The organism is Shimia haliotis, from assembly GCF_900114415.1.
Classification (GTDB): domain Bacteria; phylum Pseudomonadota; class Alphaproteobacteria; order Rhodobacterales; family Rhodobacteraceae; genus Shimia; species Shimia haliotis.
In genome coordinates this window covers 107,726-132,274 of sequence record NZ_FOSZ01000006.1, presented here as the reverse complement: position 1 = coordinate 132,274, position 24,549 = coordinate 107,726, and the positions used below count along the sequence as shown (strand labels likewise).

General features: G+C 58.7%; 25 protein-coding genes and 1 tRNA gene. 4 read left to right on the top strand and 22 right to left on the bottom strand.

The window, feature by feature from the left end:
* Positions 1–17: 17 nt before the first annotated feature.
* Positions 18–506: an ureidoglycolate lyase gene (locus BM069_RS14710; protein WP_093324801.1), complete on the bottom strand. Its 489-nt coding sequence runs from the start codon at positions 504–506 to the stop codon at positions 18–20.
* A complete protein-coding gene (gene puuE, locus BM069_RS14705) occupies positions 503–1,915 on the bottom strand; it encodes an allantoinase PuuE (protein ID WP_093324800.1) in 1,413 nt (470 codons plus the stop codon). Before puuE ends, BM069_RS14710 begins: the two co-directional genes overlap by 4 nt.
* A 148-nt stretch (positions 1,916–2,063) precedes the next feature.
* Here puuE and uraH point away from each other — a divergent pair, with 148 nt between their 5' ends.
* Positions 2,064–2,417: a hydroxyisourate hydrolase gene (gene uraH / locus BM069_RS14700; RefSeq protein WP_093324799.1), complete on the top strand. Its 354-nt coding sequence runs from the start codon at positions 2,064–2,066 to the stop codon at positions 2,415–2,417.
* A 9-nt stretch (positions 2,418–2,426) separates the two neighbouring features.
* On the opposite strand, the gene BM069_RS14695 is transcribed toward uraH, so the two are convergent.
* Positions 2,427–3,344, bottom strand: a complete 918-nt coding sequence (locus BM069_RS14695; RefSeq protein WP_093324797.1) for a LysR family transcriptional regulator — start codon at positions 3,342–3,344, stop codon at positions 2,427–2,429.
* A 101-nt stretch (positions 3,345–3,445) separates the two neighbouring features.
* Between BM069_RS14695 and BM069_RS14690 the strand changes: the two genes are divergently transcribed.
* Positions 3,446–4,681, top strand: a complete 1,236-nt coding sequence (locus BM069_RS14690) for a urate hydroxylase PuuD (RefSeq protein WP_093324796.1) — start codon at positions 3,446–3,448, stop codon at positions 4,679–4,681.
* Between the two features lie 219 nt (positions 4,682–4,900).
* Here the strand turns inward: BM069_RS14690 and BM069_RS14685 are convergent.
* From BM069_RS14685 to BM069_RS14655, 7 genes are all read right to left on the bottom strand, one after another.
* Positions 4,901–4,975: transfer RNA gene (locus BM069_RS14685), tRNA-Phe, on the bottom strand.
* 79 nt (positions 4,976–5,054) lie between these two features.
* Positions 5,055–5,237, bottom strand: a complete 183-nt coding sequence (locus BM069_RS14680) for a DNA gyrase inhibitor YacG (RefSeq protein WP_093324794.1) — start codon at positions 5,235–5,237, stop codon at positions 5,055–5,057.
* Positions 5,234–6,256, bottom strand: coding sequence for a ribonuclease E/G (locus BM069_RS14675; RefSeq protein ID WP_093324793.1), 1,023 nt, complete (start codon positions 6,254–6,256; stop codon positions 5,234–5,236). Before BM069_RS14675 ends, BM069_RS14680 begins: the two co-directional genes overlap by 4 nt.
* A gap of 22 nt (positions 6,257–6,278) precedes the next feature.
* Positions 6,279–6,854: a Maf family protein gene (locus tag BM069_RS14670; RefSeq protein ID WP_093324791.1), complete on the bottom strand. Its 576-nt coding sequence runs from the start codon at positions 6,852–6,854 to the stop codon at positions 6,279–6,281.
* Between the two features lie 31 nt (positions 6,855–6,885).
* Positions 6,886–7,104: a translation initiation factor IF-1 gene (infA, locus tag BM069_RS14665; RefSeq protein WP_007205486.1), complete on the bottom strand. Its 219-nt coding sequence runs from the start codon at positions 7,102–7,104 to the stop codon at positions 6,886–6,888.
* A 163-nt stretch (positions 7,105–7,267) separates the two neighbouring features.
* Positions 7,268–7,726, bottom strand: coding sequence for an arsenate-mycothiol transferase ArsC (locus BM069_RS14660; protein WP_425288684.1), 459 nt, complete (start codon positions 7,724–7,726; stop codon positions 7,268–7,270).
* A gap of 4 nt (positions 7,727–7,730) precedes the next feature.
* Positions 7,731–8,210: a UPF0262 family protein gene (locus BM069_RS14655; protein ID WP_093324789.1), complete on the bottom strand. Its 480-nt coding sequence runs from the start codon at positions 8,208–8,210 to the stop codon at positions 7,731–7,733.
* Positions 8,211–8,349: 139 nt separating this feature from the next.
* Between BM069_RS14655 and BM069_RS14650 the strand changes: the two genes are divergently transcribed.
* Complete coding sequence (locus tag BM069_RS14650) at positions 8,350–9,117, top strand: SDR family oxidoreductase (RefSeq protein ID WP_093324788.1); 768 nt, start codon at positions 8,350–8,352, stop codon at positions 9,115–9,117.
* A 54-nt stretch (positions 9,118–9,171) separates the two neighbouring features.
* Here BM069_RS14650 and BM069_RS14645 read toward each other — a convergent pair whose 3' ends face one another.
* The 12 genes from BM069_RS14645 to BM069_RS14590 all read right to left on the bottom strand — a co-directional run bounded on the left by BM069_RS14645 (position 9,172) and on the right by BM069_RS14590 (position 23,574).
* Positions 9,172–10,809, bottom strand: coding sequence for an ABC transporter ATP-binding protein (locus tag BM069_RS14645; protein WP_093324786.1), 1,638 nt, complete (start codon positions 10,807–10,809; stop codon positions 9,172–9,174).
* Positions 10,806–11,621: an ABC transporter permease gene (locus BM069_RS14640; protein WP_093324784.1), complete on the bottom strand. Its 816-nt coding sequence runs from the start codon at positions 11,619–11,621 to the stop codon at positions 10,806–10,808. Before BM069_RS14640 ends, BM069_RS14645 begins: the two co-directional genes overlap by 4 nt.
* 10 nt (positions 11,622–11,631) lie before the next feature.
* The gene (locus tag BM069_RS14635) at positions 11,632–12,588 is read right to left on the bottom strand and encodes an ABC transporter permease (RefSeq protein WP_093324783.1); all 957 of its coding nucleotides are present in this window, start codon (positions 12,586–12,588) and stop codon (positions 11,632–11,634) included.
* Between the two features lies 1 nt (position 12,589).
* The gene (locus tag BM069_RS14630) at positions 12,590–14,173 is read right to left on the bottom strand and encodes an ABC transporter substrate-binding protein (protein WP_093324781.1); all 1,584 of its coding nucleotides are present in this window, start codon (positions 14,171–14,173) and stop codon (positions 12,590–12,592) included.
* Between the two features lie 290 nt (positions 14,174–14,463).
* Complete coding sequence (locus BM069_RS14625; RefSeq protein ID WP_093324779.1) at positions 14,464–16,449, bottom strand: CocE/NonD family hydrolase; 1,986 nt, start codon at positions 16,447–16,449, stop codon at positions 14,464–14,466.
* Between the two features lie 99 nt (positions 16,450–16,548).
* Positions 16,549–17,187 (bottom strand): trimeric intracellular cation channel family protein, encoded by a 639-nt coding sequence (locus BM069_RS14620; RefSeq protein WP_244503634.1) that lies wholly within the window; start codon positions 17,185–17,187, stop codon positions 16,549–16,551.
* The gene (locus BM069_RS14615) at positions 17,177–18,583 is read right to left on the bottom strand and encodes an FAD/NAD(P)-dependent oxidoreductase (RefSeq protein WP_093324777.1); all 1,407 of its coding nucleotides are present in this window, start codon (positions 18,581–18,583) and stop codon (positions 17,177–17,179) included. Before BM069_RS14615 ends, BM069_RS14620 begins: the two co-directional genes overlap by 11 nt.
* Entirely contained in the window at positions 18,570–18,884 is a 315-nt protein-coding gene (locus BM069_RS14610) for a (2Fe-2S)-binding protein (protein WP_244503633.1), read from the bottom strand. The genes BM069_RS14615 and BM069_RS14610 overlap by 14 nt, the downstream gene beginning before the upstream one ends.
* Positions 18,862–19,959 carry an NAD(P)/FAD-dependent oxidoreductase gene (locus BM069_RS14605; protein ID WP_093324776.1) on the bottom strand — a complete coding sequence of 366 codons (1,098 nt, stop codon included), beginning with the start codon at positions 19,957–19,959 and terminating at the stop codon, positions 18,862–18,864. The genes BM069_RS14610 and BM069_RS14605 overlap by 23 nt, the downstream gene beginning before the upstream one ends.
* Before the next feature lie 307 nt (positions 19,960–20,266).
* Complete coding sequence (locus BM069_RS14600; RefSeq protein WP_093324774.1) at positions 20,267–21,541, bottom strand: bifunctional folylpolyglutamate synthase/dihydrofolate synthase; 1,275 nt, start codon at positions 21,539–21,541, stop codon at positions 20,267–20,269.
* A gap of 137 nt (positions 21,542–21,678) precedes the next feature.
* Positions 21,679–22,632 carry an acetyl-CoA carboxylase, carboxyltransferase subunit beta gene (gene accD / locus BM069_RS14595; protein WP_093324773.1) on the bottom strand — a complete coding sequence of 318 codons (954 nt, stop codon included), beginning with the start codon at positions 22,630–22,632 and terminating at the stop codon, positions 21,679–21,681.
* A 60-nt stretch (positions 22,633–22,692) separates the two neighbouring features.
* Positions 22,693–23,574 (bottom strand): CPBP family intramembrane glutamic endopeptidase, encoded by an 882-nt coding sequence (locus BM069_RS14590; RefSeq protein ID WP_093324771.1) that lies wholly within the window; start codon positions 23,572–23,574, stop codon positions 22,693–22,695.
* A 185-nt stretch (positions 23,575–23,759) separates the two neighbouring features.
* Between BM069_RS14590 and BM069_RS14585 the strand changes: the two genes are divergently transcribed.
* Entirely contained in the window at positions 23,760–24,530 is a 771-nt protein-coding gene (locus tag BM069_RS14585) for a DUF6478 family protein (protein WP_170846755.1), read from the top strand.
* The last annotated feature ends 19 nt before the right edge of the window (positions 24,531–24,549 follow it).

Here is a 24,549-nt window from a genome sequence, read left to right as displayed (position 1 = left end):
GCTTCTTTACCGACTCTTTATTGTTCTTGAATCGTGATGTCCTCTTCGAACCAATACTCCTCGAGGTTCGGGCCGTCGCCAATCCGGTCAACAACCGCAAACTGTCCCTGTTCCGACAGTGGCGCGCAGACCGCGTGCCAGACATTCCTATGATAGTTCACACCCTGCCCAGGCGCGGTCACAAAGGCCAAAGGGGTGCCTGGTCGGCCATTTTCGTCAGGCGCAACCACCACCAGAAAAGGCTCTCTGCTCAACGGTAAAAACGCCTGACTTCCATCCGGATGGCGTTCGACCATATCCAGCCGCATCGGCAGTTCTCGGGCTTGGGCGTTAAACACGCTGATGCCTGCTTTGCCGTCGGAAAAATCCAATATGGCTTTGTCATGATGGCGGCCGCACATGCCTTGATTGATCATCTTGTCCGGCTCACCGGACACGTCGATCACATCACCGAAGGGCGCAAATGCCTCAGCCGTAAGCGGACGGGTGACAATCCGTTGGCTCATTGATCAAATTTCTCCAGAAGGCGCAGCTCCGCGATGCGCTCAACCTGACGGCAGGCTTCTGCAAACTCCGCGTCGCGATCATTGTTGATCCGGCGCTTGAACGCCTCTGTGATCGTGGCCTTGGTGTTGTCACGCACAGCAATGATGAAAGGAAAACCAAACTTGGCGACATAGGCTGTGTTCAACTCAGTGAACATCGCCCGTTCTTCATCGGTCAGCGCATCCAGCCCCACAGAGGCCTGCTCTGCTGTGGATTCTGCCGTCAAACGTTTCGCCTCGGCCAACTTGCCGGCAAGGTCGGGGTGTGCCACCAAAACGCCAAGGCGCTGCTCTTCGCTGGAGGAGCGGAACACGCGCGCCAACGCGCTATGAACGCCCAAGGCGTTGTCGTGGGTCGGTCCCAGTTCCAGATCAAACGCGCCCTCGGCAATCCACGGGCTGTGCTCGAAAATACCACCAAATTCAGAGACAAACGTCTGTTTGTCCATTTCGGAGGGGCGGTTGATGTGCATTGGCGGGTTCTCTTTCATCCAATGGTCGGCGATCTGTTCGCGTGTTGCGAACCAAACGCCTTCGTGTTCGCGGTAATAGTTCAAAACGCGCAGCAAAGCGGCGGCGCGTCCGGGCCGCCCGATCAGGCGACAGTGCAACCCGATCGACAGCATTTTGGGCGCTCCTGCCTCGCCTTCGGCATACAACATGTCAAAGCTGTCTTTCAGGTAACTCTCGAATTGGTCGCCATTGGTGTAACCCGCCTGAATGGCAAACCGCATGTCGTTGCAATCCATCGTATAAGGCACAATCAACTGATCCTTGCCGCCCGCTTTGACCCAATACGGAAGATCATCCGCATAGCTGTCCGCGATATAGGCAAGCTCACCTTCCTCCGCGGCCAGATCAATTGTGTTCATTGAGCAGCGACCTGTGTACCAGCCCCGCGGCGGTGTGCCGGTGACTTCTGTATGCAGGCGGATGGCTTCGCGCGTATGGTCGCGCTCCTCTTCCACCGACATGTCTTTGTGCTCGATCCACTTGAAACCGTGGCTGGCAATTTCCCAACCCGCAGATTTCATCGCCGCAACTTGTTGCGGCGCCCGCGCCAATGCTGTCGCCACCCCGTAAACCGTAATCGGCGTGTCTTTCAGGAGTTGGTGAACACGCCAGAAACCGGCGCGCGCGCCGTATTCATAGATGGACTCCATGTTCCAGTGCCGCTGGCCCTGCCAAGGCTGCGCACCCGTGATTTCGGACAAAAACGCTTCCGAGGCAGCATCGCCATGCAAGATATTGTTCTCTCCACCTTCTTCATAGTTCAAAACAATCTGAACGGCGATTTTGGCGCCGCCGGGCCAGTTTGCCTTAGGCGGGTTCGCCCCATAGCCGGAAAGATCTCGTGGATAGCGTTGCAATGTTCGTTCCTCTGGTTTTGACCCTTAATAAACCAAATAATGCACTTTTATTTTCAAAAATTGCTAACAAGAGCCTTCTGTGACTCTGGCTTTGCTCCGGATCGGGCAACCGGACTAGAACAATCGGAAATAACTAGGAGGCAAATAGATGTCTGGCTATCTCACCACTCACGTCTTGGACACAGCACGCGGCTGCCCTGCCGAGGGGCTTAAGATTGAACTGTATCGGCTGAACGGGGACACCCGCACCAAACTCAAGACGCTCACCACCAACAGCGACGGACGCACGGATGAGCAAATCCTGCCAGCCAGCGAGTTCGCAACAGGTGAATATGAACTTCTGTTCCACGCGGGCGCATATCTTGATGCCTGTGGCGTGCCCAAAGAAGATCCGCGTTTTCTCGACATCGTGCCAATCCGGTTCGGCATGTCTGACGAGTCGCACTATCACGTACCATTGCTGCTGTCCCCCTTCGGATACGGGACATATCGCGGCAGTTAAAAAAGACGCCTATGGTTTGAGAGGCGCGCGGATTGTTTTTCCGACCCTCTCAATCATAAACTCCATGAACAGGCGCGTTTTGGGATCCTGCATGCGCCGATGGGTGAACAAGCACGCCATTTGGATGGGCTTGGGCGGGGTCTCGACCGCCACCGGACACAACGCACCTGAACTCAGGTGATCTGCGACTTCAAAGATCGGCTTCATCGCAATGCCGTGTCCGGCCAACGCCCAGTCAGTCAACACATCGCCATCGTCGGACTCATATCGTCCTGACACACGGAACCGCTTGTCACCTTCTTTGGTGGACAAGAGCCACTGGAATTCTGTCGCTCCCGGAAACCTCAGGTTCAGGCACTCATGCCCACCTGACACCAGATCTTCTCCGGTCTGCGGCATGCCTTTGGCTTCGATATAACTGGGGGCCGCACACAGGACTCTTTCCACATCCGCAATTTTGCGAATGCGAAGGGTGCTATCGGCCGGCTGCCCCAGAAAAAACGAAAGGTCGAGCCCTTCGGTGGTCAGATCAACATTCCGGTCCGTCAGGCGCAGACGCACGTTGACTTCGGGATATTCTTTCAAGAATTCAGGCACCAGCGGGGCAATCAGCCTTCGGCCAACCCCTAGCGGGGCCGCCACATAAAGCGAGCCTCTCAGGTTTTCAGTGCTGTTGATAATCTGCCCTTCCGCGCGCTCGATCGCCTCGAGTATCTCCGTTGCGCCCCGATAAAACGACCGTCCTTGCTCTGTTGGGGTTAGACTGCGGGTGGTGCGCTGAAACAGCCTGACACCCAAATGCTCCTCAAGCTGCGAAATTCGCGAAGACGTCACCGCCGGCGACACACGCAGATCCCGCCCAGCCGCAGACATGCTCCCGAGTTCATACACACGCACAAAAGTTCTGATATTATCAATGTATGACATTGTTTCGTTTTTTTTGATACTGCTTGGTGTTTGACTGCAATACCAGAAGAAACCAGTGTCGAATAGAGTGTTTCTAAATTCGACTTTTGGGGAGGACAGCCATGTACGATATGGCAATTTTGTGGGACTGGATCGCATTCTCCGTGCGATGGCTCCACGTCATAACCGCGATGGCCTGGATCGGGGCATCATTTTATTTCATCGCACTCGATCTGATGCTGAAACCGGCTGACCACCTGCCCGACGGCGCCTTTGGCGAAGAATGGGAAGTCCACGGCGGTGGCTTCTATCACACCGTCAAATACCTCGTGGCACCGGCTGAAATGCCCGAGCACCTCACGTGGCACAAATGGCAAAGCTACTCGACATGGCTTTCCGGCGCCGCGCTGCTGATGATCGTCTACTGGGTGGGCGGGGAACTCTTCCTGCTTGATCCCACCAAGGCAGATCTCGCGCTTTGGCAGGGCATTTTGATCAGCGGTGGCTCCCTCACCATTGGCTGGCTGGCGTATGACGCCATGTGCAAATCCAAGCTGAGCGAACAGCCCACCGTCCTGATGCTTTTGTTGTTCGCAATTCTTGTGTTCATGTCGTGGGGCTACAACCAGATTTTCACAGGCCGTGCCGCCCTGCTGCACCTTGGCGCGTTCACCGCGACCATCATGACCGCCAATGTTTTCTTTCAGATCATGCCTAACCAGCGCATTGTGGTCGCGGACCTGAAGGCCGGCCGCACGCCGGACGCCAAGTACGGCAAGATCGCCAAGGTTCGCTCAACTCACAACAACTACCTGACGTTGCCGGTCGTGTTCCTTATGCTGTCCAACCACTATCCGCTGGCCTTCGCCACCGAATACTCGTGGATCATCGCCAGCCTTATTTTCCTGACCGGCGTAACGATCCGCCACTACTTCAACACCATGCACAAGACCGGCAAAGGCCCCAACTGGACGTGGCTTGCCACAGCATTGCTGATGATCGTGATCGCATGGTTGTCCACTGCAAGAACCGGCGAGACCTATGAAGAATCCGAAGCCCGCCAGATGACTCCGTATGAGGAAAAATATGCCTCTGCGGAGGGGTTCGAAGATGCGTATTATGCCGTGACGGGCAATTGCTCGATGTGTCATGCACGCGAGCCGTCGTGGGAAGGTATGCACTGGCCGCCGAAAGGTATTGTGCTGGAAACAGAGGCAGACGTTGCCCGCCATGCCGACCAAATCTATCTGCAGGCCGGCCTGTCCCATGCGATGCCGCCCCCAAACGCCATCGACATGGACCGCGAGTCACGCGATCTGATTGTCGCTTGGGTCAGGGAAGTCCGGAACCAGAATTGATTTCCACTCAAACGAAGGCCCACATCTCATCGGCTTCGTTCCACAACTAAGCCTTCACGACGTGAATGGCGGCTTTTGAACTCACAGTCCCCAAACCACCTAGCCCGCCTCTCAGGCGGGTCTTTTTTGGCACGTTGGCATCTTTTCTCAAACGGTGACATCTCATAAGGACCGCATTAGCCGCGGGTCCGATATTTGGACATCTAGCTTTTGGAAAAATGGTGCCCGGGGGCGGAATCGAACCACCGACACGAGGATTTTCAATCCACTGCTCTACCCCTGAGCTACCCGGGCACGGGAAGGCTGAACGCCTTGGGTGCAGGCCTTCTATGTCAGCCAAGGGGGGCTGTCCAGAGGGATTCTCGAAAAATATTCAGTGCAGACGAGATGCCTGCTTTTCCATCTCTTCCAGCGCCTCGATTGCTTCCTCGGGATCCTGTGACGGCACTGCGTAACCTCCACCAAACCACTTGCCCAGATCGATGTCCGCACAGCGTTTGGAACAGAACGGGCGATAGCTTTGAACCGTGTCTTTCTTGCAGATCGGGCAGCTCACTTCAGCACCTCCTGAAGGGACGGACGGGCCTTTTTGCGTTGCAATTCATAGTGTCCAAGCGGGGTCCACCCCACCAGAGTCGTATCGATCGTGTCACGTTTGAATGCCGCCCGCAGCGCCCCTTCAAAACCACGACGGTCTTTCTTTGACATCGGCGCCAGATCAAGCACCACCTGCCCGCCAAGCCCGCGCAAACGCAGCGCGCGCGGCAGCGCCCTTGCGGCAGCAAAATTCGCCTTCGTGCCCGCCGCAGGCGAGGTATCGCCACCGGTGTTCACATCCACCGCCACCAAGGCCCGCGTCGGCTCGACAAACAGGCTGGCACCGCCCTCAAGCCGCACACGAATGCCCTGCACATCTTCCAGCGCGTCGAGCACTCCGTGTGTGTCAAAACTGCCCGCTTCGGTGACAACATCCGCAGGCTCGGACCAATCGCGCCACGCCGCCACATGCGGCCCGTCACCATCAATCAACTTCTCTGCAGGTCCCTCCGCATCCGCCAAAACCTGATCCGCCAGATCAAGCATATTTGCGATGTCCTCGGCGATATCCTCGCGGCTCTCTCCTTCACAGGCAGAGCGCAGGATCAGTCCCATACCGGCTTCACCGCCCACGTCATGCGCGATCTCCAGAATGCGGTCGCGTTCGTCGTCTTCGCGGATCGAGCGGCTGACGTTGATGCCCGGAGCATCCGGTGTGACGATCACATAGCGGCTTTTGAACAGCACCTTCTGCGTGACCGGAATTGCCTTGCCAGGTTCGGCATAGCCCGTGACCTGCACCAGCATCACATCGCCAGGCGCCAGCCCTTTTACCTGCCGCAGGAACACGTTGCCATCAGGGGTCTTGAGGAACATGCCCCCCTGCCCTTTGACGGGCCGATCTGCCACAGCGCGATAGATCGTACCGGGACGCGGCGCATCGCCGTCAATCAACAGGTCATCAAGCTGTCCATCCACCATCAAGGCAGCGGCCTCGCGCCCATTGATATGGTCGAGAATGATCTGACGTCCTTCCATCGGCGTCCCTTTCTTTGCGTTGTCAGTCCGCGGAATAAAGCGGGTAGCCTGCCGCTTGCAGCAGGTTGGCGGTCTCTGCCACGGGCAGGCCCACAATGGCGGTAAACGAGCCGGAAATCCATGGGATGAAAGCACCTGCGGGGCCTTGAATGGCGTAACCACCCGCTTTGCCGTCCCAGTCGCCTGTGGCCAGATAAGCGTTGAGTTCGACGTTGGAAAGCCGCTTCATCTTGACGGAGCTTTCCACGTCCTTTTGCCACATCTGATCGCCACGCCGCACAGCAACGGCGGTCACAACGCGGTGGCGACGCCCCGAAAGAGCCATCAGGAACTCAGCAGCTTCACCGGCATCGCGTGGCTTACCCATGATGCGGCGCCCCAATGCCACTGTGGTATCGGCACACAGCACAATGTCATCCGGCGCAGCCTTAACAGCCAGCGCTTTCTCGTAAGCGATGCGCCGGCAATAGGGCCGGGGCAGTTCACCTTTGTGGGGGTCTTCGTTGATGTCGGGCGGGCGGATATCATCCGCCACTACACCCAATTGCGCCAGCAATTCCCGGCGGCGCGGGCTGCCGGAGCCGAGGATCAATTTCATCCTAAGCCTCGCTTTCGCCCGCGCGGAGCGCTTACTTGAAGCGGTAGTTGATCCGACCTTTGGTCAGATCATAGGGGGTCATTTCCACCTGCACTTTGTCGCCAGCCAGAACACGGATGCGGTTCTTACGCATCTTGCCTGCCGTGTGTGCGATGATTTCATGGCCGTTTTCCAGCTCGACCCGAAATGTCGCATTGGGCAGGAGTTCCTTCACGACGCCGGGAAATTCGAGCAGTTCTTCCTTGGCCATGTTTTCTCCTATACATTGCACCCGCTTGGCGCGGGCTGCCCCTAAATGGGACCAAACCGCCCCATATACAAGGGGATTCTCAGCACCTAGGCGCAATTGTGACATGCCCGTCACGCAAGGTTCTGCCGAAGAGTACGCAATTCTTCACAGAAGAATTTCCTCGCTAGCCCCAGCGAGACTTAAGTTGGGTCACGATATCATCCCGCGAGGCACGATAGGCCTCAAGCCGTGCCTCGCGCCCGTCACCAGCCCCTGTCGGATCGGCAATGGGCCAAAACTCAAGCTCCATGTGATAATACTGCGTCAGCCGCTCCGCCTCTGCCTTGCTGGCGGGCGTCAAGGCGACAACCAAATCAAAAGACGACAGCTGATCACCCCGCTTTTCCATCTCGTCAAAGCTGCGCGACTGGTGACGGGACAACTCGACACCGATCTCTTCACAGACCGCAATCGCAAAACCGTCGATCTCGAGATCGGAATGAATGCCCGCCGACTGTACATAGACATCCGTGCCATAAAGCTTCTTCATGATGCCCTCCGCCATCGGAGAGCGCACGGAATTCTGATCACAACAGAACAGGATCGATTGCGGCAACGTCTGAATGGGGGTCTCCTCCGCCAAACGCTCAGCCCCCGAAATGCAATACGCAAATCAGCGTAAACAACCGCCGCGCCGTGTCGGTGTCAATTTCAGCCTTGCCTTCAAGCCGTTCCTGCAACACCCGCGCGCCTTCGTTGTGGATACCACGCCGCGCCATATCGATGGTCTCGATTTGACTTGGCGGCAGGTTTTTCACCGCATCAAAGTAGCTCTCGCAAATCGCCCAATAGTCTTTGACCACTTGCCGGAACGGGGACAGGCTCAGATGAAACTCTGCTGCCTTGTCACCCTCGTTGACCGCAACATCAAACACCAACCGTTTATCGCGGATAGACAAATCAAGCGCATAGGGCCCATCGGGAACCTCACGGCCCTCCCGTCGCGGCAGGTCAAAAGAGTTCTCCTCCAGCAGATCAAACACCGCCACCTTACGCTCCTGATCAATCTCAGGCGTCGGAGGCGGCAGGTTGCTGTCATCGATGTCGATGCGGGCGATATAGGACATGGCTGTCTCGCTGGAAGATATTGCAATGCAGCATTGGTACCTCAGAGCCACCGCTGTCGCAATCCCGTCACACGACTATGCCGGTTGACACTGCCGCCCCGTGGCGCAATCTCAACAAAGCCATAACCCAGAGACACCCATGCCCGATTTGCCCATCTTCGACCTCACTGGCCAGAACGCCCTGATCACCGGAAGCTCTGACGGCCTTGGCCGCGCCGCCGCCGAGTTGCTGGCTCAGGCCGGCGCTCATGTCTGGATCAACGGACGGAACAGCGAACGCTGCGAAGAGGTGGCACAGGACATCCGCGCCCACGGCCGTTCGGCCTCCGCATTGCCGTTTGACGTGGCCGACGACACCGCAACAACCGCAGCCTTCTCGGCTTTGGCGGAGGCCGGTGGGCTGTCTATCCTTGTGAACAACGTCGGCATGCGCGACCGCCGCATGGCGCAGGAGTTCACGCGCGCAGACCTGCAACGCCTGATGGATGTGGACCTTGTTTCGCCCTTCCGGCTATGTCAGCAGGCCGCCGCACAAATGGCCGCCAAAGGCTATGGCCGGATCGTCAATATCTCCTCAATTGCCGGTCTGATCGCCCAACCCGGCGACGCGGCCTATACCGCGGCCAAAGCGGCGATCAACGGTATGACCAAGGCGCTGGCCGCCGAGCTTGCCCCGCAAGGCATCAACGTGAACGCCGTTGCGCCCGGCTTTTTCAAAACCGCTCCGAATGCCGCCGCTGCCCAAGATCCCGCCATTGCCGAGAGACTTCAGGCATCCTCCGCGCTGGGTCGTTGGGGAGACCCCCGCGAACTCGCCCCCGCCATCCTCTTTCTCGCCGCCCCCGCCGCCAGCTATGTCACTGGTCAGGTTTGGGCTGTAGATGGCGGCTACACCAGCCACTACTAACGAAAAAGGCCGACCCCACAGGGCCGGCCTCCTCAAATCTCCTAGCGCACAGGCCTAGTTGCCCGCGCTCTCCATCTTGCGATTGGCAATAACCTCTTCCAGCCAGCCGAGTTTCATCTCCGGCACAGAGCTCAACAGCAGGTCGGTGTAGTCGTCAAACGGCGGACTCAGAACGTCCGTCTTGCCGCCATAGCGCACAACCTCACCTTGGAACATGACTGCGATGCTATCTGCGATCGCCTTCACCGTCGCCAGATCGTGAGTGATGAACAAAAAGGCCACATCTTCAATCTTCTGAAGCTCCAGAAGCAGCTTAAGAATGCCATCCGCCACCAGAGGATCCAGCGCCGACGTCACCTCGTCACAAATGATCAACTTCGGCTTCGCCGCCAGCGCCCGCGCGATGCACACACGCTGCTTTTGGCCGCCAGACAATTCTGCCGGATAGCGATCAATAAACTCGACCCCCATCTCGATTTCATCCAAAAGCTCGATGATCCGCTTGCGCTTCTCCTCGCCCTTCAGACCGAAATACAGCTCCAGCGGCCGTCCGATGATGGTTCCCACGGTCTGACGCGGATTCATCGCCGTGTCGGCCATCTGATAGATCATCTGCAATTCCCGCAGATCTTCACTGGAACGCCCGGCCAGATCCGCAGACAGATCACGCCCCGCAAAATGGATGCGCCCCTGACTTGGCGGCAACAAGCCTGTGATCACCCGCGCAAGCGTCGACTTGCCCGAGCCACTTTCGCCAACAACAGCCAACGTCTGACCGGGATGCAACTCGACGTTGATGTTTTTCAAAACATCAAAGTTCGTGCCTTTGTAGCGCGCGGTGACATTCTGCACGCGCAACACAGGCTCCGATGTCGGTTCTTTTTCCTCGTGGTTGATCGACCGGACAGACACAAGCGCCTGCGTATACTCTTCCTGCGGGTTGTTGATGATCTGATCCACAGAACCGTATTCGACCATATCGCCCATCTTGAGCACGAGAATATCGTCGCTCACCTGCGCCACCACAGCGAGGTCATGGGTGATATAAAGCGCCGCAACACCGGTGTCGCGGATCGCTTCTTTGATCGCCATCAGAACATCAATCTGAGTTGTCACATCAAGGGCCGTGGTCGGCTCGTCAAACACCACCAGATCGGGCTCGGGACACAGCGCCAGCGCCGTCATACAGCGCTGCAACTGACCGCCAGACACCTGATGCGGATAGCGGTTGCCGATGTTTTCCGGATCGGGCAGGCCAAGCTTGCGGAACAACTCCACCGCGCGCGCCTCTGCCTCTTTCTTGGAAAACTTGCCTTGCAGGATGGAGGCTTCCGTCACCTGATCCATAATCTGCTTGGCAGGGTTGAAAGACGCCGCCGCAGATTGGCTAACATAGGTGACTTCACCACCACGCAACGCACGGATGTCGCCCAGATTGGATTTCAGGATATCACGCCCGTTGACCCAAACCTCACCGCCGGTGATTTTTACACCGCCACGGCCGTATGCCATCGCCGATAGGCCAATCGTCGACTTACCTGCACCGGATTCACCGATAAGGCCCAGCACTTTGCCCTTTTCCACCTCAAAGCTCACGCCATGCACGATTTCGATGTCATGCGGCTTTTCGCCAGGAGGATACACCGTCGCGCCGATCTTGAGGTCTTTGACTTTGAGAAGCTTGTCGCTCATCCGCGGCCCCCTTTCAGCGATGTGGTGCGGTTGAGAACCCAATCCGCCACGAGGTTTACGGAGATCGCGAGCGTCGCAATGGCCACCGCCGGATAAAGCGCGGCGCCGATACCATAGACGATGCCGTCCGCGTTTTCTTTCACGATGCCACCCCAGTCAGCTTCTGGCGGTTGCACGCCAAGGCCAAGGAACGACAGTGTCGAAACAAACAGCACCATGAAGATAAAGCGCAGGCCCATTTCCGCCACCAGAGGCGACAGGGCGTTCGGCAGGATTTCACGGAAGATGATCCACGCACGCCCCTCACCGCGCAGTTTTGCGGCTTCAACATAGTCCATCACGTTGATGTCCACCGCCACGGCACGTGCCAGACGGAAAACCCGCGTGCTGTCCAGAAAGCCCATGACAAGGATCAGGATCGGAATGGTCACTGGGGTTACAGACAGAACCACCAGAGCAAAGATCAGCGACGGGATCGACATGATCAGGTCAACAAACCGGCTCATCGCCTGATCTGCCCAACCACCAAGAACGGCGGCCAGAAAGCCGAGAACAGAACCTGTGGTGAAGCTGAGGATCGTCGCCGCGGTGGCGATAAAGATCGTTGTACGCCCGCCATAGATCATCCGGCTCAAAAGATCACGACCAAGGTTGTCAGTGCCCAGCAAGAACTCGGAAGACGGCGGCAGCCAGACATCACGGCTGACCACTTCGGCCATGCCGTATGGTGCAATCCAAGGCGCAAATATCGCCACAAAGAAGTAAGCGAAGGTGAAGATAAGCCCGATCAGGGCAGCTATGGGTATTCTCATAACGTGTCCCCTATTTCGGATGCCGCAAACGCGGGTTGCTGATGATGGACACAATGTCCGCGATCATGTTCAGACCGATGTAAACCGCGGCAAAGATCAGACCACAGGCCTGCACCACCGGAATATCGCGTTTGGAAACGTGATCCACGAGGTATTGCCCCATACCCGGATAGGTAAAGACCACCTCGATCACCACAACACCCACAACCAGATAGGCCATGTTCAGCATCACAACGTTCACAATTGGCGCGACCGAGTTCGGGAAGGCGTGCTTCCAGATGATATTGAACATCCGCATGCCCTTCAGCTCTGCGGTTTCGATATAGGCCGACTGCATCACGTTCAGAATGGCCGCGCGGGTCATGCGCATCATATGCGCCAGAACCACAACCGTCAGAACGGCCACAGGAATAGAGATCGTGTGCAGTTTCTCTCCAAGGGTCATGGAGTCGTTGATCGTCGTGACCGACGGAGCCCAGCGCAAACGCACCGAGAAAAAGAAGATCGCCACATAGGCAATCAGGAATTCCGGCACCGAGATGGATGCCAGTGTGACCGCAGAAATCACTTTGTCGGGCCAACGTTCACGATAGCGCACGGCAATCAGGCCAAGCAAAATCGCAAGAGGCACGGAGATCAAAGCCGCCCAGAATGCAAGGAAAAGCGTGTTGCCAAGGCGTTTGCCAATGGCTGTCGCAATGTCCTGTCCCGATGTGAGCGCGGTTCCAAGATCACCTTGCAGAACACCGCCAAGCCAATGGAAATAGCGGGTCACAGGCGGATCATTCAGCCCGAGCTCTCGCCGCAAATTGGCAAGTGCTTCAGGAGTCGCCGACTGTCCAAGGATGGATTGCGCCACGTCACCCGGCAAAATGATCGTGCCGGCAAAGATCAGAATCGAGACGAGGAAGAGGAGAAGCAGGCCCAGCGCAATGCGCTGGACCAGTAGTCTTACAAGAAGGGGCATATCAGGCGTTAACCCACATGCGCAGCGGAGCGTAGCTGTTCATCAGAGCGAACCCGTTCACGTTCTCGACCCAACCGCCCAGTTTGTCGGTATAGGCGTCAACAAAGTCGTTGAACATCGGGCAGATCAGACCGCCTTCGTCCCGCAGAATCGTGCCCATGTCGGCATACATCTGGGTGCGCTTGCCGGTGTCCAGTTCAGCCCGTGCCGCAATCAGCAGCTGGTCAAACTGTTCGTTGTTGAAACGGGTGTCGTTCCAGTCCGCGGAGGACAGATAAGCCGTGGTGAACATCTGGTCCTGAGTCGGACGACCGCCCCAGTAGCTGGTGCAGAACGGCTTGTTGTTCCACACTTCGGACCAATAGCCATCATTGGGCTCGCGCTTGATTTCAAGCTCAATACCCGCGCCGGCCAGAGACTGCTGGAACAGTGCCGCAGCATCCGGAGCACCCGGGAAAGAGTTGTCCGATGTGCGCAGCAGAACCGGGCCGTCATGGCCGGACTTTTTGAAGTGATGCGCCGCTTTGTCGGGATCATACTCGCGCTGCTCAAACTCGGTATAGAGCGGATAAGACGCGTTGATCGGGCTGTCGTTGCCTACAGAGCCGTAGCCAAACAGAACTTTGTCGACCAGTTCCTGACGGTTCATACCGTACTTCAGCGCCAGCATCAGGTCCTGATTGTCAAACGGAGCTGTGTTGACATGTGCGATGAACACATAGTGGCCCGGACCTGCGGTCGAGGCGACAGTCACGCCCGGTGCGCGGCTTACCAGACCGGCGGTACGCGGCGGAACGCGGTCGATCAGGTCAACCTGACCGGACTGCAGCGCAGCAACACGAGCAGTGTTGTCGTTGATAACAACTAGTTCGATGGTTTCAGCGTTGCCAAGATCACCCCAATAGTTCGGGTTTTTCTCTGCAACAATGCGCACACCCATATCCACATCCTTAAGGACATAAGGACCGGTGCCGATCGCTGCGTCTGGCGCGCTTTTACCGCCACCAGGCTGGATAACCAGGTGATAGTCCGCCATCAGATACGGCAGGTCAGCGTTGGCGTTGTTCAGTTCGATGATCACGTTGCGACCGTCGGTGCGTACATTCGCGATGTCGCGCAGCAGACCCAGCGCACCGGATTTGGTGTCTTCACCCGAGTGACGGTCCAGAGTTTCAGCCACATCCGCCGCGGTCACTTCCTGACCGTTGGAGAAGGTGAGGCCCTGACGCACGGTGAAGGTCCAGGTTTTCGCATCCGCCGAAGCTTCAAAGCTTTCAGCCACTTTGCCCTGAAGGCCACCGTCGTCGGTCAATTCAACCAGCGGCTCGCCCCAAAGGCGGATCAGCATCAGCGACACTTGGTTCGTGGACAGCGCCGGATCGAGGCTATCGGTGGTCGAGCCACCCTGCAGACCCATCCGCAGTGTACCGCCTTTGACCGGACCAGCTGCTTTGACAGCAGAGGACAGCATCGTGGTTGCCGCCACTGCGGACACACCCAGCGCACCCGCGCGACCGACAAACTCGCGGCGGGTCATCAGGCCCGACGCGGCGCGGCGCGTAAGATACTTCAGTTGATCGTTCATAGTTATACTCCCTATTGAATTCTTGTTTTTTGAGCATGCTGCGGCTCGCAAGCGCTCCAAGGCAAGAAAAAACTTAAATGATCCGTCAAGTTTTTCGCCACGTTCAAACAGCCGTGTTCCTCGCCTCCCGCCTGTTCCCCTAAAACCGGCGCATCATGCTCCAATTCCGACAGTAGTGTCGCTTTTCGTCTTTGGCGACCCTAACACCGCGTAAATTTGCGTTTTGCCCGTTTGACGGGAATCTGCGGGACCACGCCCCGAAAATACGACAGCATTTCTAACCTAAGTACCTAGAGTCGCGGCACCTTCTGCTGCCAATCTTTCGAGAATCCCTCGCCGCCGTCGTCAACCTGCAAACTCGCTGAGACGTCAAAACACTCCGCAAGGCCGCGCATCTCCACAACGCCTCGCACAGTCACAGACCAGTCCCCGCGCGCCATTGTGCGTTCCCACTCAAACCGCGCCCGCGCCGAGGCCGCATCGTCCTCCCGGATCGCGAATTCCTCCTGATGGATCACCTGATGGCGCAGCCCTGTGGTCACATCTTCCTCGACACCTGTATCACTGCCAATCTCCAGCGTCAGACTGCGATCTGTGGCATCGCGGACCAACCGCTTGGCCTCGTGACCTTCGCTCAACAGAAGCGTTTCACGCTTTGGCGCGGCTTTCGGCGCGTCAAAGACCCAGCCTTCTCCCATGCCCTCCGGCAGCACCGGCAATGCCAAAGCCCCCTGTGTCACGCTCAACGTCACCGGTTTTGGCTCCGGCCAGACAAACGGCCAATAACTGGTCGAAACCGCAACCCGTAGCCGATGCCCGGCCGGCACCCGATACCCGCACTGGTCCAACACCACCTCGACATCAACCATCTCGCCCACCGGCATATCCACGGCGGCTTCGTGCCCAGCGCGGTGGCGTAGGTTCAAAAACCCGTGACAAATCAATGCGCTGCTTCCATCGGGCGCAACATCGCACAGCCGAACCGCCACCTGCGCGCGCGGTTGATCACTCGCCAGCCGCATCCGAAGCGTCGGAGCGCCGAGAATGTCACATCCCGCCGCCATCGGTGCGCTGTCAAAACACAGGCTCAGCGCATCATCGACACGCTGGTCGTCCGGCAACTCGCCCGGACCAAACCCGAAGGGGAAATACTCGCCAGCCCCCTGCCCGCACGCCAGATGGGTGTGTGCTTCACGTTCAACCGCGCCGGCCTCCTTTGCCAAACCTGCTCCGTTGAAGTGCCACATCTGTGGCGCTGGCCGCGCCTTCCAATCCGACAGTGCGACCCAACGCCCGGGGCGGTGTTCGTAACTCACTTGCGGCGGCACGCCATCCATCACCCACGCCCGCATGTCCGGCAGATCGTCGGCACCGTTGTCGATGTCTTTCAGCCAACGATCCCACCACCGTAGCATTTCACCAAGAAAATCAATCTGCGGCCCGGGCATTCCGAAATGCGGGTACTTGTGATTCCACGGCCCGATAAGCCCTTTGACCGGCGCATCCAGATTCTCCACCAGATGCGCCATCGTGTTGCGATAACCGTCATGCCAACCACCCACAGTCAGCACCGCCGCCTTGATCGCGCTGTAATCCTCACAGACCGAGCCATGTTTCCAGTACCCGTCGCGAAGCTGTCTCTCCGCCCAACGGCCGGCCAGAAACGGGGTTTCTTCCAACCGCTTTTGCCAATGGTCTTTCCAGCCTTCGCCCATGATTTCAGGATCAGGGGGCAGGGCAAACCAGCCCAGCACAGTCGCTGCCCACGCGGGATTTTCCCCCAACATGACGCCGCCTTTGAAATGAATGTCATCGGCATACCGGTCCACTGTGGAACAAATCGACACCACCGCCTTCAAGGCCTCCGGCTGCAAGGCTGCGATCTGCAATCCGTTGAACCCACCCCAACTGATGCCGACCATCCCAACGCTGCCCGAACACCACTCCTGAGCGGCGAGCCAGTTGATCACCGCCACCCCATCCGCAAGCTCCTGTTCGGAATATTCATCGTCAAACAGCCCCTCGCTGTCGCCAGTGCCGCGAATATCCACCCGCACGCAGGCATATCCATGCCCCGCCATATAAGGATGCGTCAGCGCATCGCGCTCCGCCGTGGTGTCGCGCTTGCGATAGGGGAGGTACTCCAGAATAGCAGGCACCGGCCCTGCCCCCTTAGGCCGCCAGATACGCGCCGACAACTGCACCCCGTCCCGCATCGGGATCAACACGTGAGGCAGCTCTTCAACCTCGAACGGAAACCTAGTGACATGCTGCATGAAATCGCCCTCCCATCGGCTCTTCCTGCCACCTTTGCTGCGGGCGGCGGAATTTTAAAGGAGAATTGCGACTTCAGACCGTTTTCGATGCGTGCGCGCTCAGCTGTCCAGCGCGCTTTCGGCTTTCATGTCCATACGCGCAATCACGATCAACCGCACAATCAGCATCGCCGGAAAACAAACGCCAATCGCCCAGACTTCGCCAAACTGACGCTCCAGAATCAGGTAGAGCGCACCGCCCAACAGCGAAATCGTGGCGTATAGGTCCTCTTTCAAAACCGAGGGCGTGACGTTGCACAGAACGTCGCGGATCATGCCGCCCACTGTTCCGGTGATCACACCAATCACCACAGCAATCGCCGCATGGGTGTCCATCTGCTGCGCCACGCGCACCCCGACCAATGTGAACAGGGCCAGCCCAACCGCATCCAACTGCATCAACAACCGCAACCGTTTGCCGTTGCCCGCAGGCAGCTTGGTCGCCACAAAAAACATCACAATCGCCACCGGCACGGCGGTGTAAAGATAGGTCAAATCCGTGATCCAAAAGACCGGCATCCGGCCCAAAAGCATATCGCGCACTGTGCCGCCGCCCACAGCGGTGGTCACGGCAATCACCGTCGCGCCGAACAGGTCGAGGTTCAAACGCGCGCCCTGAATGGCCGCCGACGCTGCCATCACAGCCGTCGCCACCACTGTCAGGCCGAACATCACCGACAGGAGTTGATCAATCATCATGCGCGTCACCTTCTTTCGCGCCCGCCCCGTAGTGCATCTGCGCCAGCGCGCCAAGCGTCACAGGCTTGATCGGCGGGCGGGCGCTCAACTGACCCGCATCCACCACCGGCACATCCCGCGCCTCTGCAACAATCCGCGCGACCGAAGGAAAACACATCCGCCCCTGACACCGGCCCATGCCGACGCGCGTCATAACCTTGGCATCGCCTACATTTGTCGCCCCCGCTGCCACCGCGGCGCGCACCTGCCCCGCCGTGACTTCTTCACACCGGCATACGGCAACTGAGTCCTCCGGCGTCAAAGCCGCCTCATAAGGTGGAAACGCCCGATCAATCAGAGGCCGCAGGCTCAGCTCGAACTCCCGTTCCTCAAACCACGCCGCCATCCGCCGGTCACGTTCCACGCTGCGCACATATCCGAGGTCATGGGCAATCCCTAGGGCGGCGATGCGGCCCGACAACTCGGCCACACGCGCACCGCCAATCCAAGCTCCGTCACCCGCAACCCAAACATGCGGCGCGTCCGTTCTGCCCCAGATGTCGCACTCGGGCACATAGGCCATCTGGCTTTCGCTCCAGATATGCGACACGCCCGCCGCGCGGCTGGCCTGCACATGCGGGATCACCCCGTGATGTAGTAGGGCCACGTCGCAGGGCACTTCACGCCGCCGACCGCCACTCGCAAAAACCACCGACTCAACCCGTCGCTCACCCAAAAGCGCCACATCACGACTGCCCATGTACCGGCGCACACCCGCGTTGCGCAGCTCGGTCAAATTCGCAAGGCTGCGCTTGATATAGGGCATAGCGCGCAAGGCCAGTCGCCATTTCATCACAGCCCGCCGCGCATCCCCGCGCCGCCGTGTCTCCACTATCGCACGGGGCGGCGCACCCGCGCGCGTCAACTGCACCGCCACCAGATGCAACAACGGACCGGACCCGACCAACACCGCGTTCTCAACCGCAAGTCCGGACTGCTTCAGCATCACCTGCGCGGCCCCTGCCCCCATCACACCCGGCAACGTCCAGCCCGGCATTGGCATTGGGCGCTCGATGGCCCCCGTCGCCAAAAGCACCTCCCGCGCCTCAATGCGCATCGCACCGGATGCTGCGCCCAGCGCCAGTTTTCCTTTCTCAAAGGCCAGAACCGAGAAACCCGCCAAATGGGTGATGCCTGCGTGCTGCACGTCCTTGGCCAGACCAGCACCAGACATGAACTCCTTGCCCAAAACCGCTGCCAACGGCGCCTCTACGCGCTCCACATTGCGGTAAATCTGCCCCCCGACACGGGGTTGCTCATCCACAAGGGCAACGCACAGCCCCGCTTCCGCAGCTTCGCGCGCGGCAGCCATCCCCGCAGGGCCAGCACCAACAACCGCAAGATCAAAGCGATTCATATGGCCCCTCCCGCTGTTGTCGCGCTGGACGGATGTCCATGCCCGCGCGCACCTCGATCAAGCAGGATTGCTGCGCCACGCCATCAATTTCCAACAGGCAATCAAAACAGACGCCCATCATGCAAAACGGCGCACGCGCCACGCCTTGAAAGGGTGTCTGCCGGAAACTCCCGATGCCCGCCGCCATCAAGGCGGTCGCCAGATTGGCCCCTTCCGGCAACATCAGCGCCTCACCGTCAAAGGTAACGGCAACCCGTGGTCCTTCTGGCACCACCGATTTAAACCGCAAACCGGGTTTCACCGAACACCTCCAGTTCCGGCGCATCCGCGCGCTGCAAAATCCAAGCAGGCAGGCGCATCGCATGCGCCGCCGCCAGCGTCACGCCGCTGTGACAGCTCACCAAAAACGCCCCGCGATGGGTGGGGCTTTCCTGATAGATCGGCAATCCGTCCGGTGCCATAACCCGCAAGGCACCCCAAGCGCGCAACAATTGCGCGTGCTCCAACACAGGATAAGCCGCCACCGCATCCGCCGCCAAACGCGCCATGCCATCCAGCGTCACCCGTCGGTCCATGCCCACGTCCTCATTTGTCGCCCCGATCTGGATTCCTCCCGCGCGGTCCTGCCGCGCAATAAGAGAGGGGCGCCGGATCATAGGCGGCAGCTTTTCGGTGATCAAAAGCTGGCCGCGTTCCGGTTTCAACGGCGCAACAAATCCCAATTTCGGTCCCAAAACCGCAGAGCCCAGCCCTGCCGCCAGCACCAGCTTTTCAGCGCGCAAATCCACACCATCCCCGTGTAGGTGAAACCCCTCGGCCTTAGGATGAATGGCATCAACCTTCGCACCCGTGACAACACGCCCACCACGCGCACGCACCGCCGCAGAAAGTGCCGCCAGCAACGCCAAAGGATCCACATCCCCATCGCCGTGATGCAAAATCGCGCCAACAACCCGTGGCCCGATTTCAGGTTCCTCTACCCGAAGCGTGTCAGGGCGCAGCACCTCATAAGGGTAATCCGACCCCAACTCCGCCTTGAGGCACTCGTTTTCGGCCACAGCCTGCGCGAGGGTTTCTTCATCAAAATGCAGATCCAGCCCGCCGGTCTGGCGCAAACCGACATCAATGCCGCTCACATCCTGCAACATGGCCGCAAAAGCAGGCCACAAATCCGCGCTCTCTTTGCTCCATCGGGCATACCGCGGCTGCGCCACCCCTTTGCCTTGCAACCAAACGAGGCCGAAATTCCCGCGACTTGCCTTCGGATCGGCGGCGCCTCCATCAAGGACAACCACGCTGCGTCCGGCATCCAAAAGCCCCAAGGCCACGGACAAACCGACTATTCCGCCTCCGACAATGGCAAACTCCGCGTCCATGCGGCGCTCCTGCGCAAATGACCTCTGCACCAAAGCCTAGAGGAGTGATTGAGTCAGGCCAAGACCACAGCTTTTAAGTCGCAAGAGATCTCATCGAACCACGGCCAAAATTGTTAGGGGGGCCAAATGCCCCCCGTTTTTTGCCTGCCTGCCTGTCCCGATAAGTCTGCGGTCTTCCGTATGTGTTGTGGTGATTTGGAATGACCGGCGTTGCAGGGACTATAGCTGTGGTGATTCGAATCAGTCAACGGGGTGATTCGCTAAAACGAATCAAACTGTCAGGGAATTTCGAATCGCACCGCCGATTTCAGCCGTTGGATCGCAAAATATGCCCCGCAAGATAAAGCGACCCGCAAATCAGCACCCGCGCGTTTGGGTCTGTCGCGACAACCGCCGCAAGCGCGGCTTCCACACTCTCGGCCTCAAAGGCCCGCATTCCGGCCTCCCGCGCCGCCTCTGCTGTTTCAGCCGCACTCAGCGTCGCCGCCTCACCCGGGATCGACACCGCATGCAAACTTGCCGCCCGCGCCGCCAAGGGTGCCATATAGCCACCCACGTCTTTGGTGTTCAGCATGCCGCAAATCAGATGCGTTGGCCGTTCCGGCAAGGTCGCCAAATGCGCACCCAAGGCTTGCCCTGCCGCCGCATTATGCCCGCCATCCAGCCACAGCTCGGCCTCCGGCGCAGCGTCAACCAGCGGCCCCGTCTTCAACCGCTGCATCCGCGCCGGCCAAAACACATCCCGCACCGCCGCCTCACAGGCGGCCTCATCACAGCCCAGATGCCTGAGCGCCGCAATCGCCGCCCCCGCATTCTGGATCTGGTGCGCACCAGGCAACGCTGGCAACGGCAAATCAACCAGTCCAGTCTCATCCTGAAACACCAGTCGCCCACGTTCTTCGTACACATGCCAGTGCTGACCATAAGCAATCAACGGCGCGCCCAAACGCGCTGCTGTGGCTTCGATCACATCCATCGCCTCGTCCGGTTGCGGCCCGACAATCACCGGCACGCCGCGCTTAATGATGCCCGCCTTTTCCGCGGCAATCTTGGCGACTGTGTCGCCCAGAAACTGCTCGTGGTCCTTGCTGATCGGCGTGATCACCGTGAGCTTGGGCGCGTCAATCACATTGGTCGCATCCAGCCGCCCGCCAAGGCCAACCTCCAGCAACGTGAAATCCGCTTTGGTGCGGGCAAACGCCAGCAGCGCCGCGCAGGTGGTGATCTCAAAATAGGTGATGTTCTCGCGGTTGTTGGCTTCCCAACACTCGTCCAGCACCTCGGTCAGATGCGCCTCGTCGATCAGGTTGCCTGCCAGCCGGATACGCTCATGAAACCGCGCCAGATGCGGGCTGGTGTAGGCATGCACCGATTTGCCAGCGCCTTCCAGTCCCGCGCGGATCATCGCCTGCGTGCTGCCTTTGCCATTGGTGCCCGCCAAGTGGATCACCGGCGGCAAGTCCCGCTCCGGATGGCCCAAGGCACCAAGCAACCGCCACATACGATCCAGCGTCAGATCAATGATCTTGGGATGCAGCGCCAACATGCGCGCGAGAATGGCGTCGGAATTGGACTGGGTCATTTACCCTCTCCCTTTCACGCATGCGCGGCACGGGCAGCGCATGTGCGCGTCTAAGAAAATCTTCGTTGAGTGCCTTTGAGCACAAGCCGAGAGAAAAGAAAGGTCCGAAAACGCCCATCCAAAGTCAGGCGCCGCCCTTATTTCTTTTCTTCAGCCTTGTCCGCAGCTTCCGCCTCCGGAGCATCCGCCTCAGCCGCCAGCTCTTCCGGCGACGGAGCAGGCAGATCACCCATCACCGCAGGCGGCAACCCCATCAGCATCCGCGTGATCGTGACCAACTCGTCCTTCATCTTCGGACGTTCGATCACTCGATCCAGCATGCCGTGATCCAGCAGATACTCCGCGCGCTGGAACCCCTCAGGCAGCTTCTCGCGGATGGTCTGCTCAATCACCCGAGGGCCAGCAAAACAAATCAACGCGTTGGGCTCGGAAATATGCACATCGCCCAGCATCGCATAAGACGCGGTCACACCACCGGTCGTCGGGTGGGTCAGCACAACGATATACGGCAGACCCGCTTCCTTGAGCATCTGCACAGCCACAGTCGTGCGCGGCATCTGCATCAGAGACAGAATGCCTTCCTGCATCCGCGCACCACCAGCAGCAGAGAACAGGATCAACGGACGCTTCAGCTCAACAGCACGCTCGGCCGCCGCGATGATCGCGTTGCCCACATACATGCCCATAGAGCCGCCCATGAACGAGAAATCCTGCGCCGCCGCCACGATTGGCGTACGGCTTATGTCGCCTTCGGCCACCAGCATCGCTTCGGATTCGCCGGTTTTCTTCTGTGCGGCTTTCATGCGCTCGGGATATTTCTTCTGGTCTTTGAATTGCAGCGGATCTGTCACAGGCGCAGGTACGTCGACTTCGACAAAGACGCCACCGTCAAACAGCGCCTCAAATCGTGCGCGTGGCGTGATGTGCATGTGGTGGCCACATTGCGTACAGACGTTCTGGTTGCCCGACAGCTCACGATGAAACAGCATCGTGCCGCAATCGTCACATTTGGTCCAAAGATTGTCCGGCGTCTCGCGGCGCGAGAAAATCGAGTTGATCCGCGGACGGACGTAGTTGGTGATCCAGTTCATGCAATCAGGCCCTCTGATAACGTTGCGGCATGAAATAGGACGCCCTGCGCCGAAATGCAATCAGCGTCGCAAAGCAATCCGGGCTGTCAGCCACACACACACCATGCTCAGGAACTCCAAAGGTATCAACGCCATCATCACTTCGGTGTCATTTGGCGCAAATGGCAGGTGAAATAGAGCCATCCCGCCAAGGTCGTCCGCAAAGCCAGCGATACTAAGAGACATGAAGTTGTTGATCATGTGAATGACGATGGCCGGCCCCAAGGTGCCTGCCCGCGCTGTGATATCGGCCATTAACAGGCCAAAAACCACGGCCCAAACGGCAATCCAGACCGCCGCTTCGCCATAAAGTTCGGGCGCATAATGCAGCCAGCCAAACAGAAGGCTTGGCACCAGCATCCAGACCAAAGGTGACCGGCTCTCGGCGGCCAACTGGCTTTGAAAATAGCCACGGAACACCAATTCTTCCGCGCCACATTGAATGGCCAACAAAACAAGAGACAGCGGCAAAATGGCGATCCAGCGCGACACCGGCATCGCTTGCGTCAATTCTCCATCCCCGGGAAACGGGATCAGAAAGATCACCACCATCAGCACGAGGCACAATTTGCCCACGCGCCAACCCTGTGCCCATGCCACGCGGCGCGGGCCGATCAAACTGGCCAGATCGCGTTTGTGCAGCACGTTCAAAACCATATACAGCGCCAATATCATGGTGCCAAAGCCGCTCATGACCACGACCATGTTCCACAGGGTTTCGCCCTGAAGGATCGTCACGATGTCGCCTTCAACAGGCAAAACACTGGCGGCCAGCACCGTCCAGACCATCAAAAACGCCATATAAAGAATGGCAACAAGCACCAGTCCGGCACTCAGTCGCAACAGCCCTCGACGGGCCCGGGCAGGGGCCACAAGAGCCTCATAGGCAGCATAGGAATTCATGCTTTATCCCTAGGCGATCATGCCCGCCCTGCATACAGCCAAGCCACATCCTGCGAATTTTTTCTCGTCTTTAAGCGGTTTAAGCACAATGCAGGTTTGTCTCAGGCCAACCATTTGGGTACACAGTAAAAAACGGAGGGCGCATTGTTTCGCCACCGGAAACAATTGGGGACACACGCAACAGCATGGCGCGCACAGGCGGTTTCATCGAACGTATCTTGCAATGGGGCCAGTCCCGCTACTGGGCGCGTAACGCGCGCAAAGCAGCGCAGACCGACCTGCCCCTCCTGCGGCGTCAACGCCGTCGCGCCCGCGGCCTGCGGATGCATCTGGACACGCTGATTTCCGTCGCCGAAAGCCGCCTTGCTCTGCCGATCATCGGCTCAAACAGCTTTCCAAAGCCGCATGGCACGGACTGGTCATGGCGGCCGGCCGTCTGGCGCGAACCTATCCCCGTCAAAGGCCGCGCCGCTGTTGAAAACAAAGAAACGCTGGGCGACGAGGTCACGCTGTTTCACGACTGCCGCATCTCAGAACTCACCCTGCGCCAGCTTCGCAACACCTCCGAAAAAGACCTCGCCCCCTTTGGCCTGCGCATGGACGTTTTCCGCTTTGACGGCTCCTTCCTGTCGCTCGTCGTCGATATGCCCCCCGAAGCGGTCGATGGCCTGCGCCGCAATCACGTGATCCGCATGGACACGATTGTCGAAATGGAAAAGCCGCTGGAAATCTTTGCCCGCCTCAACATCCGGCACGGCCCCAACACCGAACAGATCGTGCGCGAACTGCCACTTCAGGCCGAAGACATCCGCGTCGAATTTGACTTGGCCTATTCCAACCTGAACGAAAAGCGGGTCGAGAAAATGTGGATCGACCTGATTTTTGAAGGCCCCGAAATGAATCAGGTGATCCTGCGGGATCTGACCTTCAGCCGCCGCCCCCGCGCGGAATTCTGAGACAGACCAAGGAGTCCGC

Excerpts from the sequence above, each read along its gene's own strand:
- BM069_RS14710 (WP_093324801.1), bottom strand. The coding sequence starts at position 506 with ATGAGCCAACGGATTGTCACCCGTCCGCTTACGGCTGAGGCATTTGCG.
- uraH (WP_093324799.1), top strand. The coding sequence starts at position 2,064 with ATGTCTGGCTATCTCACCACTCACGTCTTGGACACAGCACGCGGCTGC.
- BM069_RS14695 (WP_093324797.1), bottom strand. The coding sequence starts at position 3,344 with ATGTCATACATTGATAATATCAGAACTTTTGTGCGTGTGTATGAACTC.
- BM069_RS14690 (WP_093324796.1), top strand. The coding sequence starts at position 3,446 with ATGTACGATATGGCAATTTTGTGGGACTGGATCGCATTCTCCGTGCGA.
- BM069_RS14675 (WP_093324793.1), bottom strand. The coding sequence starts at position 6,256 with ATGGAAGGACGTCAGATCATTCTCGACCATATCAATGGGCGCGAGGCC.
- BM069_RS14670 (WP_093324791.1), bottom strand. The coding sequence starts at position 6,854 with ATGAAATTGATCCTCGGCTCCGGCAGCCCGCGCCGCCGGGAATTGCTG.
- infA (WP_007205486.1), bottom strand. The coding sequence starts at position 7,104 with ATGGCCAAGGAAGAACTGCTCGAATTTCCCGGCGTCGTGAAGGAACTC.
- BM069_RS14655 (WP_093324789.1), bottom strand. The coding sequence starts at position 8,210 with ATGTCCTATATCGCCCGCATCGACATCGATGACAGCAACCTGCCGCCT.
- BM069_RS14650 (WP_093324788.1), top strand. The coding sequence starts at position 8,350 with ATGCCCGATTTGCCCATCTTCGACCTCACTGGCCAGAACGCCCTGATC.
- BM069_RS14645 (WP_093324786.1), bottom strand. The coding sequence starts at position 10,809 with ATGAGCGACAAGCTTCTCAAAGTCAAAGACCTCAAGATCGGCGCGACG.
- BM069_RS14640 (WP_093324784.1), bottom strand. The coding sequence starts at position 11,621 with ATGAGAATACCCATAGCTGCCCTGATCGGGCTTATCTTCACCTTCGCT.
- BM069_RS14635 (WP_093324783.1), bottom strand. The coding sequence starts at position 12,588 with ATGCCCCTTCTTGTAAGACTACTGGTCCAGCGCATTGCGCTGGGCCTG.
- BM069_RS14630 (WP_093324781.1), bottom strand. The coding sequence starts at position 14,173 with ATGAACGATCAACTGAAGTATCTTACGCGCCGCGCCGCGTCGGGCCTG.
- BM069_RS14625 (WP_093324779.1), bottom strand. The coding sequence starts at position 16,449 with ATGCAGCATGTCACTAGGTTTCCGTTCGAGGTTGAAGAGCTGCCTCAC.
- BM069_RS14620 (WP_244503634.1), bottom strand. The coding sequence starts at position 17,187 with ATGATGATTGATCAACTCCTGTCGGTGATGTTCGGCCTGACAGTGGTG.
- BM069_RS14615 (WP_093324777.1), bottom strand. The coding sequence starts at position 18,583 with ATGAATCGCTTTGATCTTGCGGTTGTTGGTGCTGGCCCTGCGGGGATG.
- BM069_RS14605 (WP_093324776.1), bottom strand. The coding sequence starts at position 19,959 with ATGGACGCGGAGTTTGCCATTGTCGGAGGCGGAATAGTCGGTTTGTCC.
- BM069_RS14600 (WP_093324774.1), bottom strand. The coding sequence starts at position 21,541 with ATGACCCAGTCCAATTCCGACGCCATTCTCGCGCGCATGTTGGCGCTG.
- accD (WP_093324773.1), bottom strand. The coding sequence starts at position 22,632 with ATGAACTGGATCACCAACTACGTCCGTCCGCGGATCAACTCGATTTTC.
- BM069_RS14590 (WP_093324771.1), bottom strand. The coding sequence starts at position 23,574 with ATGAATTCCTATGCTGCCTATGAGGCTCTTGTGGCCCCTGCCCGGGCC.
- BM069_RS14585 (WP_170846755.1), top strand. The coding sequence starts at position 23,760 with ATGGCGCGCACAGGCGGTTTCATCGAACGTATCTTGCAATGGGGCCAG.